Source organism: Paraburkholderia kirstenboschensis (assembly GCF_032806925.1).
Taxonomy (GTDB): domain Bacteria; phylum Pseudomonadota; class Gammaproteobacteria; order Burkholderiales; family Burkholderiaceae; genus Paraburkholderia; species Paraburkholderia kirstenboschensis.
Genome location: NZ_CP136511.1, coordinates 1,181,223 through 1,198,736, shown reverse-complemented (window position 1 = coordinate 1,198,736; position 17,514 = coordinate 1,181,223). Strand labels below are relative to the sequence as shown.

General features: G+C 61.0%; 16 protein-coding genes. 6 read left to right on the top strand and 10 right to left on the bottom strand.

Features of this window, described 5'->3' with window-relative positions; all coding sequences use genetic code 11:
* Nucleotides 1–733 precede the first annotated feature (733 nt).
* The 6 genes from RW095_RS05930 (at nucleotide 734) to RW095_RS05905 (ending at nucleotide 6,747) form a co-directional block, all read left to right on the top strand.
* Entirely contained in the window at nucleotides 734–1,663 is a 930-nt protein-coding gene (locus RW095_RS05930) for an extracellular solute-binding protein (RefSeq protein ID WP_317015097.1), read from the top strand.
* Nucleotides 1,664–1,731: 68 nt separating this feature from the next.
* A complete protein-coding gene (locus RW095_RS05925; RefSeq protein WP_317015095.1) occupies nucleotides 1,732–2,529 on the top strand; it encodes an ABC transporter permease subunit in 798 nt (265 codons plus the stop codon).
* A gap of 4 nt (nucleotides 2,530–2,533) precedes the next feature.
* Nucleotides 2,534–3,595 carry an ABC transporter ATP-binding protein gene (locus RW095_RS05920; protein ID WP_317015094.1) on the top strand — a complete coding sequence of 354 codons (1,062 nt, stop codon included), beginning with the start codon at nucleotides 2,534–2,536 and terminating at the stop codon, nucleotides 3,593–3,595.
* Between the two features lie 330 nt (nucleotides 3,596–3,925).
* Nucleotides 3,926–4,603, top strand: coding sequence for a response regulator transcription factor (locus RW095_RS05915; protein ID WP_317016765.1), 678 nt, complete (start codon nucleotides 3,926–3,928; stop codon nucleotides 4,601–4,603).
* A 19-nt stretch (nucleotides 4,604–4,622) separates the two neighbouring features.
* The gene (locus RW095_RS05910; protein WP_317015092.1) at nucleotides 4,623–6,014 is read left to right on the top strand and encodes a sensor histidine kinase; all 1,392 of its coding nucleotides are present in this window, start codon (nucleotides 4,623–4,625) and stop codon (nucleotides 6,012–6,014) included.
* A 49-nt stretch (nucleotides 6,015–6,063) separates the two neighbouring features.
* The gene (locus tag RW095_RS05905) at nucleotides 6,064–6,747 is read left to right on the top strand and encodes a response regulator transcription factor (protein WP_317015090.1); all 684 of its coding nucleotides are present in this window, start codon (nucleotides 6,064–6,066) and stop codon (nucleotides 6,745–6,747) included.
* A 106-nt stretch (nucleotides 6,748–6,853) separates the two neighbouring features.
* Here RW095_RS05905 and RW095_RS05900 read toward each other — a convergent pair whose 3' ends face one another.
* The 10 genes from RW095_RS05900 to RW095_RS05855 form a co-directional block, all read right to left on the bottom strand.
* The gene (locus RW095_RS05900; protein ID WP_317015089.1) at nucleotides 6,854–7,021 is read right to left on the bottom strand and encodes a hypothetical protein; all 168 of its coding nucleotides are present in this window, start codon (nucleotides 7,019–7,021) and stop codon (nucleotides 6,854–6,856) included.
* A 21-nt stretch (nucleotides 7,022–7,042) separates the two neighbouring features.
* Entirely contained in the window at nucleotides 7,043–7,324 is a 282-nt protein-coding gene (locus tag RW095_RS05895) for a DUF4148 domain-containing protein (RefSeq protein ID WP_317015087.1), read from the bottom strand.
* Nucleotides 7,325–7,659: 335 nt separating this feature from the next.
* On the bottom strand, nucleotides 7,660–7,977 hold the full coding sequence (locus tag RW095_RS05890; RefSeq protein WP_317015086.1) for a DUF4148 domain-containing protein: 318 nt from the start codon (nucleotides 7,975–7,977) through the stop codon (nucleotides 7,660–7,662).
* Nucleotides 7,978–8,268: 291 nt separating this feature from the next.
* Complete coding sequence (locus RW095_RS05885) at nucleotides 8,269–9,195, bottom strand: LysR family transcriptional regulator (protein WP_317015085.1); 927 nt, start codon at nucleotides 9,193–9,195, stop codon at nucleotides 8,269–8,271.
* Nucleotides 9,196–9,560: 365 nt separating this feature from the next.
* The gene (locus RW095_RS05880) at nucleotides 9,561–9,833 is read right to left on the bottom strand and encodes a DUF4148 domain-containing protein (RefSeq protein ID WP_317015083.1); all 273 of its coding nucleotides are present in this window, start codon (nucleotides 9,831–9,833) and stop codon (nucleotides 9,561–9,563) included.
* Nucleotides 9,834–10,044: 211 nt separating this feature from the next.
* Nucleotides 10,045–10,419, bottom strand: coding sequence for a hypothetical protein (locus RW095_RS05875; protein ID WP_317015081.1), 375 nt, complete (start codon nucleotides 10,417–10,419; stop codon nucleotides 10,045–10,047).
* 257 nt (nucleotides 10,420–10,676) lie between these two features.
* The gene (locus RW095_RS05870) at nucleotides 10,677–11,201 is read right to left on the bottom strand and encodes a cupin domain-containing protein (RefSeq protein ID WP_317015080.1); all 525 of its coding nucleotides are present in this window, start codon (nucleotides 11,199–11,201) and stop codon (nucleotides 10,677–10,679) included.
* A gap of 144 nt (nucleotides 11,202–11,345) precedes the next feature.
* The gene (locus RW095_RS05865) at nucleotides 11,346–12,812 is read right to left on the bottom strand and encodes an efflux transporter outer membrane subunit (RefSeq protein ID WP_317016764.1); all 1,467 of its coding nucleotides are present in this window, start codon (nucleotides 12,810–12,812) and stop codon (nucleotides 11,346–11,348) included.
* Between the two features lie 47 nt (nucleotides 12,813–12,859).
* A complete protein-coding gene (locus tag RW095_RS05860) occupies nucleotides 12,860–14,137 on the bottom strand; it encodes an efflux RND transporter periplasmic adaptor subunit (RefSeq protein ID WP_317015078.1) in 1,278 nt (425 codons plus the stop codon).
* Complete coding sequence (locus RW095_RS05855) at nucleotides 14,134–17,295, bottom strand: efflux RND transporter permease subunit (protein WP_317015077.1); 3,162 nt, start codon at nucleotides 17,293–17,295, stop codon at nucleotides 14,134–14,136. The genes RW095_RS05860 and RW095_RS05855 overlap by 4 nt, the downstream gene beginning before the upstream one ends.
* Nucleotides 17,296–17,514: the final 219 nt, after the last annotated feature.

Below are 17,514 nucleotides of genomic sequence, written 5' to 3'. Positions count from 1 at the left end.
GGATTTGCTTGAGCTGCGCCGAGATCATCCGATGTCAGCAGAACTGCGGAAGATGGCCGCGAACATTGTCGCCGTCGCATATCAATACGAGGACTGCTGAAATGAACGCGTTGGAACAGTGGCATCGCCGCCCGATGGAGGTCCGTGTCCTGGATCGCTGCAATGAATGCGGCAAGTTGGAAGTAGACGTCCGGGAGCGCGTGAGCCTTTGGCCAAACATCACCGCCGTCTCCTGTGCGAAGTGTTTCGCCGAAATGACAGAGGAAGGCAGCGGATGTGCAGCCTGACGGGAGCCGACGATGACCGCAATGATCGTGACTGCGGGCCTGTCCGCATGGGGCATTCTCGTGCTGTTCGCCTGCGCACTATGCAGCGCTGCAGGTGATGCTGATGGTCGGATAGAATCCCGGCCGGCGCAGACCGCCAGGAGTCGTCCGCTGTCATCCGAGCCGAATCGTACGCGGTAGCACGGGTGCCCAGTGGGCCGCTTAAGCCAATCTCCTTACACAGAAGTCATGCGCCGCCGTGCGTGCATCGCCTGAATTATATGGACCGTCCTGGGCGGCCGCGCGAAGGTCGAGAGAACAACCATGCAATCCGCGAGATTGAAGAATGGTGGTTTGCAGGCGCGGTGGAGGTGCCTTCAGGATTGAGTAAGCGGCGGCAAAGTTCCGGTAAATGAACGAGACGTAGACCACTGTCTGAGCGAGATCGAATATTGAGAACGAACCGGATGACGATGTCGAAGCTGCGCAAATGGGTCGGCATGTTGGTGACCTGCACATGCCTCTTTGCGACAGCAACAACGCACGCGGCCGACGTTTTTCGTGTTGCCTATGCCGGCTCAATGGGCCTGGTGATGGACCGCTATATCGGCCCCACATTCGCGAAGCAGAACGGCGTTGAGTATCAGGGTATTGGTCAGGGCGCTTACGCACTCGCGCGGCAGTTGCAGGGCAAACTGTTGCAGGCCGACGCGTTCATTTCCATAACGCCGGGACCGATCGACATCCTCAAACAGGCAAATATGATTGGGCCTGCCGTGCCGGTGGCCAGCACCGAGATGGTGATCGCGTACAGTCCTCAGAGCAGGTTCGCCCCTGAACTCGCAGCTGCATCAGAGGGCACAAAGCCGTGGTATGAGGTACTGCGCACGCCGGGGCTGCACTTCGGACGCACGGACCCGGCCACCGATCCGCAAGGCCAGAACATCATTTTCACGATGTTGCTGGCCCAGGATCTCTACAAGCAGCCGGGGCTGGCCGAGCAGATCCTCGGCGATTACCAGAATCCGCAGCAGATTTTCGCTGAACCTTCGCTGCTTTCTCGCCTGGAAGCCGGGCAGATCGACGCCTCGTCGGGTTACCTGAGCGCGACGCGATCCCACAAGTTGCCGTTCATCGCACTGCCGGATGAAATCAATCTGAGCAACCCGGACATGGATGCCAAGTGGTACAGGACGGTGCAGTTCAGCATCAAGCTGCCCAGCGGCAAGGCGTTAACGCTCAATACCCAGCCACTGGTGTTCTATGCAACGGTGCTTAACGATAGCAAGCAGCCGGCGCTGGCCGAAAAGTTCGTGCAGTTCCTGACAAGCCCAGAAGGTCAGAAGATGCTCGAGGACAACGGCTACAGCCCGCCAAAGGGCGGTCCGATTCAGTGACGCTCCGGGCAACGCGAAAGCCTGCATCTGCAGGACCATTCAAACATCAACGTGAGGTCGAACGGAGCATGAAAGCGCTGGCCGGTTCCGTGGCGGCAGACGGTCTGCCGCGTGCGCACGCGCCGGCGGTGATCGGCGTGCTGACGCTTGTGCTGATCGCCGGGCCGTTCATCGGTCTGGCGTTTGTCACGCATTGGCGCAGTTTTCATTTCGCTCCCGGCGATACCGGCGCGGTCGCTGTGTCGCTTGGGTACAGTCTGATCTCGCTCCTGCTGATCATTGCAATGGGTACGCCCCTGTCGTGGTGCCTGGCCCGACAATCGTTTTGCGGCAAATGGATGCTGGAAGCCATCATCCTGCTGGCGTTGCTTACGCCGCCGCTGGCGATGGGCATTCTGCTGACGGCGCTGTTCGGTCCGTATGGTCCGGTGGGCAGTCTGCTTGCACGCACCGGCTTCGAGCTGACCAACTCCGCGGTGGCTTTCGTGCTGGCGCAGTTCTACGGAGCGTTGCCCTACTACGTAGTCGCGGCCCGCGCCGCATTCGAGGGCGTACCGCGTGAGCTCGAACATATCGCGCTCACGCTCGGCAAATCGCCGTGGCAAACGTTCTGGCAGGTGAGCATGCCGCTGGCGCGTCTGGGCCTCGCTGCCGGTGTCGCGCTGGCTTGGGTGCGGGCGTTGGGTGAGTTCGGCATCGTATTGATCCTGGCCTATTACCCTCAGGGCATTCCGGTCAAGCTTTGGGTCAATCTGCAGGACGTCGGCCTGTCTGCGGTGTACCCGTTGTTGTGGGTGTTCTTTCTCGTGGCGATGCCATTGCCTTTGATACTTGGCCTCGCTTCGCGTCGCCAGCGACTGTTCTGAACCCATGCGCATCGATTACCGCATCGACCGTCCCGTGCGATTGGAGGCCAGCTTTGAGGTCGAGGGTTTCACGGTGCTGCTCGGGCAAAGCGGCGAGGGCAAAACCACACTGCTGCGTGCCATCGCGGGCCTGCTGCCAGCCCAGGGCGAGCCCTTCGGCGGGTTGCCGCCCCAGCATCGTGCAATCGGCTATCTGCCACAGGGCTACGCGTTGTTTCCGCACCTGTGCGCGTGGGAAAACGTGGCGTTTGCACTGCCGCGCGGATCGCACAGACGCGCGCAGGCGATCGGATTCCTCGCGCGCGTACGACTGGCGCAGGTCGCCGACCATTACCCCATCGCGCTGTCCGGCGGCCAACAGCAGCGCGTCGCACTGGCGCGAGCGCTGGCACGCAAGCCGCAGCTGCTGCTGCTGGATGAGCCAACCTCCGCGCTCGACGCCGCGACGCGCAACGAAGTCATGGCAGAACTCATCGCCGAGATGCACGAATTCGGTTTGCCCGCGCTGGCGGTCAGTCATGATCCGCACGTTGCGATGCTCGCGGACCGCGTTGCGGTGATGAGCGGGCGACGCATCGTGCAGCAGGGCACGCCCGAGCAAGTGTTGTCCCGACCGGCTAGTGTGGCAGTCGCACGGTTGCTCGGACATCGCAACGTTTTCACGGCTGTCGTCACCGGTCATGAAGCTGCTACGGGAACGACCGTACTGCAGTGGGAGACAGCAAACGGCTCGACCTTGCGGGTGCCGCAGCAGGCGGGGCTGGCAGCGGGTCAACGGGTTCACTGGATGATCCCTGCGGCGGCTGTGCGACTTCCGTCAGCGAAGGCTGAGCAGTACCGCAGTGGCAACCCTGTCGTCGGCCGGGTTGAAACCTTGCTGAATCTCGGCGCGCTTTGCCAGGTCGCCTTGCGTTGTGGCGCCGAACAGTTGTGGCTGGCCGCGCCGGTCGATCTGGTACGCCATCACCGCCTGACGCCCGGCCACGAGATCACCGTCGATCTGAGAAGCAACGGCCTGCTGTGCTGGCCGCACACGGATCGCCCTGGATCCGGGGAGCATGCCTGATGGCGTCGACACCCGCTGCCCGTCTCGCCGTGCTGGTGCGTGGGACCGGTGATATCGGTTCGGCAATTGCCCTGGCGTTTTTCACCATGGTTACCCGGTCGGTGTCGCACGTTTCGAAGCGCCAGGAACGTCCGCGCCTTCCTGTGGCTTCGACACGAAGCGTCCGGTCTTTATATTTTGTTTCATTGAAATGCTGCGGTTGCGCCCCCGGTATAACGCTAACCTTGCGCTTGCAAAACGCACGTGAAAATCGTGCGGGCTTTCGCCTGCCGGTGCGACCTTTTAACCAACGCCATTTATCCGGTATCGGCCGGTGCCCCAGGCAGACCTATGTTGCGAGTGCTCACGATTGAAGACGACGATATTGCCGCAAACGAAATCGTCAATGAACTGACGCGGCGCGGATACTGCGTTCGGCGCGTCAGCGATGGGCGCGATGGAATGACTCACGCGCTCAACGACGAATACGACATCATCACCCTCGACCGGATGTTGCCCGGAGTCGATGGTCTGACGATATTGAAGACGATGCGCAGCATCGGCATTACCACACCCGTCCTGATGGTGAGCGCGCTGGGCGACGTCGACGAGCGTGTGCGGGGGTTGCGCGCGGGCGGCGACGACTATCTGACGAAGCCATTCGATCCGGAAGAAATGGTTGCGCGGCTAGAAGTGCTGCTGCGCCGACGCGCGTCACCGCCTGTGCAGTCGGAAACGGCGCTGAAGGTCGGTCCCATCGAACTCGACCTCATCTCCCGCAAGGTCACGCGCGACGGGCAGGAGATTCTTCTGCTGCCGACTGAGTATCGGGTGCTTGAGTACATGATGCGCCATGCCGGGCGAACGATCACCCGTACGATGCTGTTCGAGGCGGTGTGGAGCTATCACTTCGATCCCGGCACGAACCTGATCGACGTCCACATGGGAAGGCTGCGCAAAAAGATCGATCCGGCGGGGACACAGCCCATGATTCACACAGTACGCGGCTCAGGCTATACCTTCGGCTAATCGATCATTCGCTAACCAGATGACTACTGAACCTCGCTCAAGCCCAGGGCGCCGCTGGCATACGGCCAGCTTTCGGCTGCTGTCGGCCTACGGGCTGATGTTCGCGATCACGGTCATGACGCTGCTCGCCGTGCTGTCTTTCGTCGTGACAGGAGAAATGGAGCGCCAGAACGATATCGTGATGAAGTGGCAACTCGCATATTTCGATTCACTTCCGCATGACGAGGTAGCCGAAGCCGTTCAGCGCCGTATCGAGCACGAGCGTATGCATGTGGACTACTACGGACTGTTTACGGCACAGGGGAAGCATATTGCGGGCGATGTGGTGCGCGTGCCACCTGAAGTGCCGACCGACCGCCGTCCCGTCACGCTGGGTCACACGCTGCCTGTCGGCGAGGGGTTGAGTGCACCCGTGGTGCGCGTCATGGCGAATCGCACGAGCAACGGCGACATTCTGGTTGTGGCGCGCGACCTCACGCATATCATCCGGATCCGCGACGACATCGTGAAGACGCTGATCATTGCCGGCGTATTCTGCCTGATCGCCGGGATGACGGGCGGCCTTGTGTTGAGCTTGCGGCAAGCGCGCCGCGTGCGAGACGTCCGGCGGGTCACGCAGCAGATCGCGCGAGGCGATCTGCGTCAACGGTTGCCTGTGGGCGGGCGGGATGAACTCGACATGCTCGCGCATCTTGTCAATCACATGCTCGACGAGGTCGAACGGCTGATGACGGAGGTAAAAGACGCGTGCGACGGCATTGCGCACGACCTGCGCACGCCACTTGCTCACGTGCGCACGCTGCTCGCTCACATCGACGAGCGCGCGCGGCCGCGTGGGGACTCCGCTCTTCTCGACCTACTGTCACGCGCGCGCACGGAAACGGATCAATTGCTCGAGCGCTTTCGCGCCATGTTGCGCATTTCGGAGATCGGCGCGTTGCAACGTCGTGGAGGATTTGCACAGATGCAACTGCAGGATCTGGTGCGCGACATCTGTGAACTGTATGAGCCGCTTGCCGAGACGCGCTCGATCGCATTGAGGGTGCAGACAGAACCCGTCAAGCGCATTCACGGCGACCGGGCATTGCTCTTCGAAGCGTTGAGCAACCTTGTCGATAATGCGGTGAAATTCACGCCCGATAGCGGGGCAGTCACAGTCGAACTGAGGCAAACCCCCCGCGGTCCGCAGGCGGTCGTGATCGACAACGGGCCCGGCATTCCCAGTGCCGAACGCGGCGCGGTCATGCAGCGCTTCTACCGCGCCGAGCAAACGCGGCATCTTGCGGGATCGGGACTGGGTCTGAGTGTCGTATGCGCCGTCATGAGGCTCCACGACTTCAGGCTGATTTTGGAAGACGCCACACCGGGCACCCGTGTGACGGTCGAGTGTTGGCCGCACACACTCGTGTAGTCCGCCGTGCCCTTATTCGTAGTTGAACCATCGATTTCGAGCTGATCGCATGCGCATCCTATTGGTGTCACCGGCCATTCCCGAAGCCGGCTGGTTACAGAAGGCATTCCAGGAAAGTGCACATAGTCTGCAACGTGCCGAGGACACCCGCGATGCGCTGTTCGTGGCGTCTCATGAGCCCTTCGACGCTGTCGTGGTGCTGGCTGCCGATGCAGCCGCTCAGGCCGCGATGCATGCTGCCGTGCCGCTGTTCGCGAGTCTGCCGAACAGTGCCATCGTCGTGGCGATGGTGCGCTCAATCGCCACACAGGATCGGATCAGCTTGCTGCGTGCCGGTGCCGACGCCTGTCTGTCGTACCCGTGGTCGTTTATGGAAATTCACGAGCGGCTGCTGGCGTTGTATCGATCTTCGCTGAAGGCGGCGAACGAAACCGTCACCGCGCCCGCACTCCTGACGCTCGACGCGGCAACGCGGGAACTCGTCGACGCGAATGTTCGTCTTCCGCTGACCAAGCGTGAATACCAACTTCTCGAATGTCTGCTGCGCCAGCCGGACATGCCAGTGCCGCGCGATCGGTTGATCCGGTATGCATGGTCAGAAAAGGAAGATGTCGACCCCGCAAGCGTCAATTTGGTGGTTTCGCGTCTGCGCAGGAAGCTGGCGCAACGATTCCCCCATGTTCAGATCGGCACGGTGAGCCGCTTCGGTTATCGTATCTCTGGCGCGCGCTAGCTTCTCCGGCTGCCGGGGGGCCGATTGTTTTGCAGGGGCGGCCCCGTATTGTTTCATTGCCGGATAGCAGAATGCCCACGCAAGCGGGCATTCTGTCTTCAACGGCTCACGATCCGAAGTAGGTGTTGCAAAAGCTCACAGGTCCGACGCAACCGCCGGCGTCCTGTGTGTTTTGCGCCGCGCAGCCCGACAGCAGCACGGTGACGACGAGTGCGAGGCGCGCCGCATGCCGGTATAGCGCGCGAGGCTGGCGAGACTTGATCATCGCGTTCATGAAGGCTCCCTGCAGCAGCGCTCAGCCGCCGGCGTAGATAGTCGAATCCAGGTAGGCGAGTTGTCCGTCCTTCTCGGCGTGAACGAGTTCCTGATAGACCTGGGCACGCGTCTCGGGTTGAACTGCTTCATCATACGGCGGCACCCACTGCCCTGGCTGAGCAGGCACTGCAGCCTGCGCGACCTGTGGCGCAGGCGTGGCAGTGGCGCTCCGGGTACTGGGATTGCTGGGGGTGTTCTGTGCAAATGCCGAAGTGCACAGGATGAGACTTAACGCGGCCGCAGTCAAAGTGGGTTTATGCATAGTCGTTTTCCATATTAAGCGGATGGGTGGCCGGTGCAGCTTTATTGCATCCGACAGAAATCAGGATAGACAGGTGGGACTAGCGCTTTGGCGATACCAGCATGAAGAGATATTCATGTGTCGGTCATGTCGAGCGCGGACGTATGGATTTGAGTGTCCAGTTCCGTCGTCTGCGCGGTCACGCATCGCGATGGTTCACCACGCCGTCGCGATTGCGGGACAGGGCCAGCGTCAGCGTTTGATGCGTAGAGGCCAGTGCGGCGGTCATTCGTCGGCATTTGTCGCGGGCAGTCAGTGCAGTTTCCCGCCGGCCTGGACCCGCGTCGACAGATCCGCTATTGCGTGACATCGGCTTGTGTCGACATCCCGGGCTGCACGGCGCTTACGCAGTCGGCTTCGTACTTGAGGTGCAGCCTCTGCTCGGCTCTTTCGAGTGGAGCCGGATAATCGGCATCTTCACCGTTCGACGGCTGATAGCCGACGGATTCCAATTCGCTCAATTCGTTCATCAATTGCGCGTGCGTGACGGATCCTTTGAGCGGCGTGAAAGGATAGTCTTCACACTGTTGAGGCGTCAGTTTGCCGGCGGCGAATGCAGAAGTTGTGAGGGCAAGCAGTGCGGTACAGACGAGGGTCTTGAATGTGCCATTCATGATGGTCATCTCCAGAAAAAACGGGAAGGCACACGCGGCGATGGCGGTGTGGTTCGGCGCAGACCGTGTGGAAAGCTAGACGGTCGCTATGCAGGGTAAAGGGGTGGGACTCGCAGAACGGCCTTGGAGAAATGAAGGGTTTTTTAACGACGCCGTGCGTGCGCAGGAGCTGATTCACGTGCAGCAGGATGGCCAGCTCGCCAATCTGAACAAGACAGCCTACGCACATCACTGATGGGTGACGGGAATCGGGTGTTCTCCCCGTGCCCGAACTTCATTGCGCAACCTGGCTTAGGCCACTTCGCGTAGTGGGACGGAGGAATTCCTGGCGCGGAAGAAACCGACCGAGAACTCGATGAAGGTACGCACTTTTGCAGTCAATTGAGTCCGCCCGGAGTAGACGATCGACACGGTACGCGGGCCGTCGTTGAGACGATACTGCTCGAGAACGCGCACTAGCGCGCCTCGTTCGAGATCGTGGCCGATGAGTGGCATCGGCAACAAGGCGATGCCCAGATGGTTGACGGCGGCTGCATGCGCCACCGCATGACTGGGTGTGCGAAGTGCATTGCGCAGCGCCTGCACACGGTATATTTCTGTGCCGTCCGTCAATTCCCAGGTGCGGGCCGCGCCGTCGGAAGCGATGAGCAGACTGTGTGAGCCGAGCTCGGCGGGTTTGGCGGGTGCACCGCGCCGCACCAGGTAGGTACGTGACGCCACGAGCATTTCCTCGAACTGGACGAGTTCCCGGCTCACCATCGACGAGTTGGGTTGACGGCGCGTATCCGTGAACCCTATATCGAATCCGCCTTCGATCATATCGATGTGCGAGTCGAAAGGGGATACATCGAAGTCAATGAGCGGCTGTGTCTGGTGATAGGCAGCGAGTAGCCCGCAAAGCTGCGATGCCGCGAACGTCGCGGAAGTGCCTATCCTCAACGTTCCGTGCGGGGAGCGCGTCGTTTTGATTAGACTCGACTCGACTTCGTCGAACGTGTCAATGATCCTCCGGCATCCCTCGAGATACTCGGCACCCGCTTCCGTCAATGAGAGGCAACGCGTCGAACGGTTGATCAGACGCAAGTTCAAATGCGCTTCCAGCATATTGATACTGCGGGTCACTGCAGCGGCGGACATACCCAACTGACGCGCGGCGAGGGCGAAGCTGTTCAGATCAACCACGCGCATGAACACGCGCATTCCCTGAATCTGATCCATTTCAAAGGCTCCAGGTCGTCGATGCCTTGCATCATGGGGCCTACCGACTAACTTTCACCCGCCATGTTTGTGAAGAAATGTTTAGACACGGAACGTAACGTGAACGGTGGGCGAGACGGGGCACCAGTAGCGTCGCGTGCTTGCGACGAGATGGTCACCGCGTGGGCAACGTCACATGCGGTCGGCACCTTTTGGGGCGGCTCACTTTCCTGTATTTCGCGGAATAAGCGTTGCGTCGGCAGCGCAGCCTGACACGATCGCACCGGCTGCGACCAGCACAAGTTGCAGCCGAGCTGCGCGATACATCGCGCTTTCGACCGACAGCTCTCCATCGTGTGCGTCGTCTCGTCGTGGTCCGGATGGGTTTAGCCGTGTGAGTAGAGCTCAGTGTTCAGGTACTGCTCCTGGCCGTCTTTCTCTGCCTGAATCAGCTCCTGATAGACCTCTGCACGCGTCTTGCCGGCCACCGGCTGACCATACGGCGCCGACCATTGGCCGGCTTGCGCTGCGGGGGCGGGCGGGGTGGCCGGCGCGGACATGGTGCCGGCTGGGGAGTTCGCGAGCGTGGCGGTCTGCGCGAAGGCGGAACCGCAGAACGCGGCGCAGGCAAGGGCGATGGGGATCAGCGGAAGTTTCATTTCGCATTCCTTTAGAGGTAGAAGAGCTTGGCCGCCGCGCGCCAATGTCAGCGCTTTGCAACGGTCAGAGTAGAGTGTAAGCAGGGGTCGATAGCGGTTCGGCCACACGACCGTGAAATTTTTTTCATCCGGCGCGGTGCGTGTGAGCGTTTTCTCGACTTGTCAGCGAACCGCTCCCGATGTGAAGCATTGTTCGCAGTAGACGCGTCGCTCAGTTCGGCATGCCGTTCGTTTCCAGCGATGCTTCCACGTGCATCGTCAACGCATCGATCAGTCTGATGAGACTTTCCTTCGGCACCGCGAAGCCTGCCCAGTTGAAGCCCGTATGTCGGAAGAACACGACCGCGCCTTCAAATAGCGGATGCTTTTCGGTGTACCAGCACGGATCCACTTCGACCACGTAGCGATGCCGGTGCGAGACTTCCTTTGACACCTCCGGGCGCATCCGGGCGCGCAACAGCGCAAGCTGTTCGATCAACGCGTCGAGGTCGGGTACGTCGAGCAGCGCGGCGCTGCGGCCGATCGTGACGCGCAGCGCTTGATCGCCGTATTCGTTGAGAAGTTCCACTTGCATTGGATGAGACATATCGACTCCTGCGACTGGCTAACCGGCAGAAGTATGCGCGTTGGGCGCTCGGTGTAAGTGGAAAACGGATTCGAAAATGATGAAACTTGTTTCACCGAACGTGCGCGACGCAGTCTAAAAAAACGTTCATCTGTTTCACACGGGTTCGATACGCGGCGCGGCCCATCCTTGCACCGTCGATTCAGCCGGCGAGGAGCGGACAGCATTGTCACGTTGACGCGTTTATGACGCAATAGCCAATAGAACGCACCGCTGGCTCACAAACCGGGCGGATTTGTTGCAGCAGCGGCGGATCGTCTAGCAACTGACGACGATACCGCGCTGCGAACAGCAGTCTTCACTATCATGCAGGCTGCCTTTCCGTCGACCATGATCGCCCACTTGGACTGCTCGTGCCAGTGCATCTCGCGCACGCCGTTGGCCGCGAGACACACGCTGACGCCCGAGATGTCTTCCGCAATCGCAAAGTCGTCCTGCGTCACTTCACCCGCCCATCCGCCGTTCTGATAGTGCCTGTGCGCGTTGCTGAAGGAGGTCCAGCAGAGCGGCATGCCATTGACGTGGGTGGCAGGCGAATTCTGAAACGATGGGAACTGGCCCGCGAGCGTCCGGCTTTGCGGGCCCGGACCGTTCAGGCTGGTAGGGCTCTTCGCGTTGATCCGGCCTTCGGGTGGCCGGTCCTGGTTGCCGGACGAAGCTGCATTGACAGTGGCGGCCGCGCCGAGGGCGGCCGCCGATGCAGCAGCGCCTACCAGAACCTTACTTATAGACAGATCAGTCATCTTCATTCCTTTGCGGGTGATTAAAGTGCGTTTGACAAGTTGATTCGAGTTGCTGCGTAGTGTGTATAGATAATCTGGATACCTAATGTCTATCGCTTAGCGCGCGGCTTTTTCGGACCAGTCAAAGCCGGTCAGGCCGCATCCTCAATTCGGTTCGCGAACGTCACCTGGCGCGTGGTGAAACGCAACCGGATCGAAGGGGATCGTCTGCTTCGAGGTCGGCAGATCGGCCGTGCTCCAGCCACCGCCCATCGCGCCAATCAGCCCTGCGGCTGCTTGTAGTTGGCGGGTCTGCGCCTGAACCGTTGCGAGTTCCGCGCTCAGCGCGGCGACCTGCGCAACCGTCACACTGAGGTAGTTGTCCAGACCGTTGGTATAGAGGCGCAGCGCGAGGTCCTGCACCTTCAGCGCAGACTTGAGCGCATCTTGCTGCTGGGTGTTCTCCGAGACAAGACTGTTCGTCAGCAAGAGCTGGTCCTCGACCTCGCGAAACGCCTGCAGCACAGTCGCGCGGTAATTGTCTGCGGCTTGCGTGAACGCCGACTTGCTCTGCTGTTCCTCCGCTCTGCGCAGCCCGCCCTCGAACAGCGGCAACGCGGCCGATGCGCCGATCGACCACAGGCTGTTGGGCAGGGAAGCGAGCCCGCCGAAGGCGTCGTCCTCGAATCCGGCATTGGCGCTCAACTGAATGTTCGGATAGAACGCCGCACGCGCCACGCCGATCGCCGCATTGTCCGCCGCCATCTGTCGCTCGGATTGTGCGATATCGGGGCGCCGTTGCAGCAGGGCTGAGGGGACGCCCACCGGAATCGTGGGAATCGCCAGGGATGCCAGTCCTTCCGCGGGCAGGCTGAAGGTCGACGGGTTTTCGCCTGCGAGCACGGCGATCGCGTGTTCGAGCACACCGCGCTGCGCCTGGATATCGGTATCGGCCGCCTGTGTCGAGGAGAGCTGGTCCTGAGCCCGCTCGACGTCGAGACCTGCCGCAATCTTCCCCGCAAAGCGCAGCTTCGTAATCTTGAGCGCTTCGCTGTAATAGGCGAGCGTTTTCGTATAGACCGCATGCTCCGAGTCGAGCCCCCGCAGCGCCATATAGTCATTGGCCAGTTCGATTTCGAGGCTCAACCGTGCTGATGCAACCATCGCGGCAGTGGCTTGGGCATTGGCCTTCGCATAGTTGGTCCGATTCCGAATCTCGCCCCAGAGATCTGGCTCCCACGACAGGGCCGCCCCGTAGCCGAGCGAACCTTCCTCACTTGTCCCGGCTCCGGCGGCGCGGAACAGTCGGTGCTCGGATTGGCGGTTTTGCGATCCATACGCTTGGGCGCTCAACTGCGGAAACAACTGCGAGCGGGCCTCGCCCACGATATCCCGCGCCTGGGTGTAGGTTTGCTCCGCTGCCTGAAGATTGGGGTTGGCGGCATTCAGGCTCGCTTCCAGGTGATTGAGTTGTTCGTCGCCGAACATGTTCCACCAGTCACCCTGCGTGAGCTGCGCTTCCGGATGCGCGAGCGCGAAGGGCCCCGTTCCTTTGTAACTGGCGGGCAGCGCCATTTGCGGCGGCCTATAGGGCGGCGCAAGGCTGCATCCGGCAAGCGGACCGAGCAGCATCAGGATCGTGGCGACGGCAAGACGGCAACGAGGATTGAAGTAACGCATCATCTCGGCTCGCTCGTGGCCGCTGCCACGTTGCTTTGCTGATTCCCGCTTGACTGCGCCGGCTCAGATGCCGCGGTTCGGACCTTCGCTTCGGGCGCGATGCCCGGTACGCCGCTTACGATTTGCACTTTCTCGCCTTCGAGGGTGCCCGCAGAAGGATTGGCGATGAAGCGGTCGGTTGATTTGAGGCCAGAGAGCACTTGAACGTTCTGGCCAAGATTCATCCCGAGCTTGACGTTTTGCAGGTGCACTCTGTCACCCGAACCGATGACCGCCAGCTGCATGCCCTGGTCGCGGAACAGCAGCGCCTGTTCAGGCACGACGAGCACGCTCTGGTCGGTGGGCACGACAAACCGAACCGTCGCATAGGTGCCGGGCCAGATCAGGTGGTCCGGGTTTTGAGCCACCAATTCCGTGATGACGGTTCGCGTCTGCGGGTTGAACGCGTTCGCGGTCGTCAGGAGCGTCGCCTTGAACTGGCGGGCCGGATACTGAGGAAGGGTGAAGGTCGCCTGGAGGTCCGGCTTCAGCATGTCCGCATAGTCCTGGGGCACCGAAACGAAGAGCCGCATCTTGTGTATATCCGCTACTGAGAACAGCTCATCCGCCGTCCCACGGGAACTCACGTCACCGCCCGCGGCGTTCACATAGTTGCCTACGTCCGTGTCGCGCGAGGTGACGACGCCGTCGAAAGGCGCCACGATATTCTTGAACCCCTCGAGCGCGTGGTAGCGCGCGAGGTCATGCTGGGCTGCCAGCACTTGAGCCTTCTTCGCCGCGGCATCCGCGACTTTAACGTCCACCTCCTCCTGCGCGACGGCTTCCGTGCCCGCAAGTGCCTTCCAGCGCTGCGCCGTCACGTCGGCAAGCGTGCCGTTGGTTTTCGCCACGTCGAGATTCGCGACCGCCGTCTGGTACTGCTCGTCGACGGTAGGCGCGTCAATCGTGGCGAGTAAGGTGCCGGCCTTGACGAACGCGCCGTAATCCACGTACCACTTGTGCACGTAGCCGGTAATCTGCGCATAGATCGGGGCGGTGTACCAGGCCTTGATGTTGCCGGGCAGCGTGACCGTTCGCGTGGCGGGCCCTGAGATAGGCGTCATAACTTGAACCTGCGGTACGGACTCCTCGTCGGCGACCGACTTGAGATCGGTGACATTGTCGTGGCGTTCGACGATGCCGCGGACAACGAGGCCGGCAAGAACAAGCGCGGCGATTGCTGCGGACCATTTAGATCGGGTTCGGCTCGGGGCCGCAACTTCGCGATGTACGTTCATAGATAGGGCTCCGTGACTTTCTTGTCGTTGCGATGCATCATCGCGAATACGCAGGGAACAAAGAGCAAAGTTGCGAACGTCGCGACGAGAAGTCCACCAATGACCGCGCGTCCGAGCGGTGCGTTTTGTGTATTGCTCATAGACATCGGGAGCATCCCGATGATCATCGCGAGGGCGGTCATCAAAACGGGGCGAATACGGGCGTATCCGGCTTCGATGGCCGCGGCGATCGCATCACCGTGTTCCGCGAGGCGCTCACGGGCATACGACACGACCAGGATCGAGTTGGCCGTCGCCGTGCCCATGCACATGATTGCGCCCGTGAGCGCAGGCACTGAACCGTTGGTATGTGTGAGGAAGAGGCTCCAGACAATGCCGGCGAGCGCTCCTGGCAATGCCGTGATGATGATGAAAGGGTCGAGCCATGACTGGAAGTTAACGACGATTACCAGGTAAACCAGCAGCACGGAAAGCGCCAGTCCCCCGAGAAGTTGCACATACGCGCCGTTCATCGTCGTAGCCTGGCCGCGTAGATGCACGGTCGCGCCTTGCGGCACTTGCGGATTCATCTCCTTCACCACCTGTTCGACTTCATCGTAGACAGCGCCGAGGTCGCGCCCCTGGTTGCTGACGTAGATATCGACCGAGGGCAGGATGCCGTAGTGAGACACCAACAGAGGCGTGCCCGTTTGCGTTATGGTGCCGAGTGCGCCCAGCAACTGCGACGGCTCTCCACCTGGATTGCCGTTGCCCTGATTGATCGGTATCGTCTCGAGGTCGTTCATCGACGCCAGTTGGTCTTGCGGCGTCTGCATGTTGACGAGGTGCGAGACGCCGTTCGTCGTGTCGAGCCAGTACGTCGGCGCCGTCTGCCCGCTGCCGGACAGCGTCGCAAGCGCGTTATTCGCGATGTTGGCTTCGGTCAGGTTCATACCGGAGGCAAGCGAGCGGTCGGCGGCAATCCTGAGCGTCGGTTCGTTGAACGCCTGTTGAATATGGACGTCGGCGCTGCCCGGAATCTTGCGGATGCGTGCAGCCAGCGCCTGCGCGAAGGCCATGTTCTGCGTTTGTCGGCGGCCCGAGATCTGCACATCGATTGGCGCGGGCAGGCCGAAGTTCAGGATCTTGGCCGTGATGTCGCCGGGCAGGAAGCTAAACACCGTGCCGGGAAACAGCGTTGGCAGTTCGCGGCGCAGCTTGGACCGGTAGTCCTCCACAGGCGACTGTCCGTTCTTCAGACTGATCGTAATGTCGCAGTCCTGAGGACCGATCGTGCCGTCGGAGGTATAAGCCAGGTTGAGGCTGCTGGAGGGCAGGCCGCAGTTATCGACCAGATTGGCGACGTCGCCCGGCAGGATCTTCCGGATCTGTCCATTGACGAGCACCGCAATCTTTGATGCATCTTCAAGCCGCGTACCGATCGGTGCGCGCATGTGCAAATCGAGTTCGCCCGACTTGATGCTTGGGAAAAAGTCACGGCCGAGGAAAGCGAGCAGACTCATCGACCCGACCGCAAAGCCAACGAAGCATATGATGAAGCGCTTGCGATGAACCACGGCGGAGGTCAGCACGTCACGGTATCGATCGCGAAACTGCAAGAAACCCTGCTCGAAGCGTCGCTGAAACCGGGTGAAATAGCCAGGATTGCCTTCGTGCCCATGCCCGTGCGCTTTGACCTGGCCACGCAGCAGCCATGCGGCCATGGTCGGCACCAGCGTGCGCGAGAGGATGAACGAAGCGATCATCGCAAAGATGATGGCTTCGGCAAGCGGACGGAACAGATACCCTGAGATGCCGCCCAACTGGAACAACGGCAGCCAGACAATACAGATGCACAGCGTCGCGACGAGCGTCGGCACAACGATCTGGTTGGCCGCCGCAATGATTCCCTCTTCCAGTTCGGCGCCCGTTTCCAAATGGGAATCGATGTTTTCGATCATGACGGTCGCGTCGTCGACCAGAATACCGACCGCGAGCGCCAATCCGCCAAGCGTCATGACATTGATCGTCTGCCCGGTGTAGTGCAGTACCAGGATCGAAGACAGGATCGCGAGCGGAATCGACGTCGCAACGATCAACGTCGAACGCCAACTGCCGAGAAAGAGCAGCACGGTCAGTCCTGTCAAGATGGCTGCGGTGATCATCTCCTGAACCACCTCTTCCACCGAATCGCGCACGAACCCCGAGGCATCGTTGAGCGGCGTAATCTTCACGCCCGGGGGCAGCGTCCGGACAATGCCGGGCAGCGCCTGCTTGATGCCTGCCACCACGGCGAGTGTCGAAGCGTCGCCGCTCTTGAAAATCTGGATCAGCACCGACTGCTTGCCTTTCACCAGGACCGCGTTCGTCTGCGGTGGCGCCCCGCGATGCACGTAGGCGACGTCGCGCAGATAGACCGTTGCACCGTTTACCGTCTTGATCGGCATGTCGTTGAACGTCGGCACGTTGCGAGGCGTCGAATTCGTTTCAACCATGAAGTCGAGCCCGCCGATCTTCTGGTCGCCCGCAGGAAGCACCACGTTCTGCGACCTGAGCGCTGCCGCTACATCTGCGGCCGAGAGGCCGTGCGCCAGCAGCTTCGCCTGGTCGAGATCGATCTCGACGTTCAATGAAGCGCCCCCATACGGATTCGGAATCGAGACACCCGGCACGGCCACCAGTTGCGGGCGGACCAGGTTCGACGCCATGTCGTACACCTGCGCAGCCGTCATGTTCGGCGCAGAGACTTGAAGGTCCAGCACCGGGACCGAGGACGCGTTGTACACCAGCACTTGAGGCGGCGTGATGCCCGCCGGCATTTGCTTCAGCACGGTCTGGGAGATTGATGCAACCTGGGCCTGGGCGGCGGCGATGTCGGTGCCAGCTTGAAAGAAGATCTTCACGATGCCGGCACCGTACAGGGACTGGCTCTCGATGTGCTCGATGTTGGCCACCGTCGCGGTTAAGGCGCGCTCGTAGTAGTAGACTACGCGGCCGGACATATCCTGCGGGGACAGTCCGTTGTAGTTCCACACGACCGCGATTACCGGGATGCGGATGGCGGGAAAGATGTCCGTGGGCGTCTTCAATACGGCCATCGCGCCGAACAGGATAATGAGGATGCTCATCACCACGAAGGTGAGGGGGCGGCGCAAGGCAACCAGGACAATGGCGTTCATGTAAAGGTGTCTGTGTCGGATGAGCATTGCGTCGGCGCCCTGGTCCTGCGGGAACCGACGAGGTGTATCAGCAGGGGCGATGATCGGGGGCGCGGCATAAGCAAACATCGCCACTCAGATTAAGGTTTATTTAGTTAGCGTTTCGCCGAGTGCCGTTGCATTCCATCAGACGCCAAACTGGCGTCACGCGACGGAGCGCGCCCCTGAATGTCCGGACAC

Excerpts from the sequence above, each read along its gene's own strand:
- RW095_RS05930 (WP_317015097.1), top strand. The coding sequence starts at position 734 with ATGACGATGTCGAAGCTGCGCAAATGGGTCGGCATGTTGGTGACCTGC.
- RW095_RS05925 (WP_317015095.1), top strand. The coding sequence starts at position 1,732 with ATGAAAGCGCTGGCCGGTTCCGTGGCGGCAGACGGTCTGCCGCGTGCG.
- RW095_RS05920 (WP_317015094.1), top strand. The coding sequence starts at position 2,534 with ATGCGCATCGATTACCGCATCGACCGTCCCGTGCGATTGGAGGCCAGC.
- RW095_RS05915 (WP_317016765.1), top strand. The coding sequence starts at position 3,926 with ATGTTGCGAGTGCTCACGATTGAAGACGACGATATTGCCGCAAACGAA.
- RW095_RS05910 (WP_317015092.1), top strand. The coding sequence starts at position 4,623 with ATGACTACTGAACCTCGCTCAAGCCCAGGGCGCCGCTGGCATACGGCC.
- RW095_RS05905 (WP_317015090.1), top strand. The coding sequence starts at position 6,064 with ATGCGCATCCTATTGGTGTCACCGGCCATTCCCGAAGCCGGCTGGTTA.
- RW095_RS05900 (WP_317015089.1), bottom strand. The coding sequence starts at position 7,021 with ATGAACGCGATGATCAAGTCTCGCCAGCCTCGCGCGCTATACCGGCAT.
- RW095_RS05895 (WP_317015087.1), bottom strand. The coding sequence starts at position 7,324 with ATGCATAAACCCACTTTGACTGCGGCCGCGTTAAGTCTCATCCTGTGC.
- RW095_RS05890 (WP_317015086.1), bottom strand. The coding sequence starts at position 7,977 with ATGAATGGCACATTCAAGACCCTCGTCTGTACCGCACTGCTTGCCCTC.
- RW095_RS05885 (WP_317015085.1), bottom strand. The coding sequence starts at position 9,195 with ATGGATCAGATTCAGGGAATGCGCGTGTTCATGCGCGTGGTTGATCTG.
- RW095_RS05880 (WP_317015083.1), bottom strand. The coding sequence starts at position 9,833 with ATGAAACTTCCGCTGATCCCCATCGCCCTTGCCTGCGCCGCGTTCTGC.
- RW095_RS05875 (WP_317015081.1), bottom strand. The coding sequence starts at position 10,419 with ATGTCTCATCCAATGCAAGTGGAACTTCTCAACGAATACGGCGATCAA.
- RW095_RS05870 (WP_317015080.1), bottom strand. The coding sequence starts at position 11,201 with ATGACTGATCTGTCTATAAGTAAGGTTCTGGTAGGCGCTGCTGCATCG.
- RW095_RS05865 (WP_317016764.1), bottom strand. The coding sequence starts at position 12,812 with ATGCTGCTCGGTCCGCTTGCCGGATGCAGCCTTGCGCCGCCCTATAGG.
- RW095_RS05860 (WP_317015078.1), bottom strand. The coding sequence starts at position 14,137 with ATGAACGTACATCGCGAAGTTGCGGCCCCGAGCCGAACCCGATCTAAA.
- RW095_RS05855 (WP_317015077.1), bottom strand. The coding sequence starts at position 17,295 with ATGAACGCCATTGTCCTGGTTGCCTTGCGCCGCCCCCTCACCTTCGTG.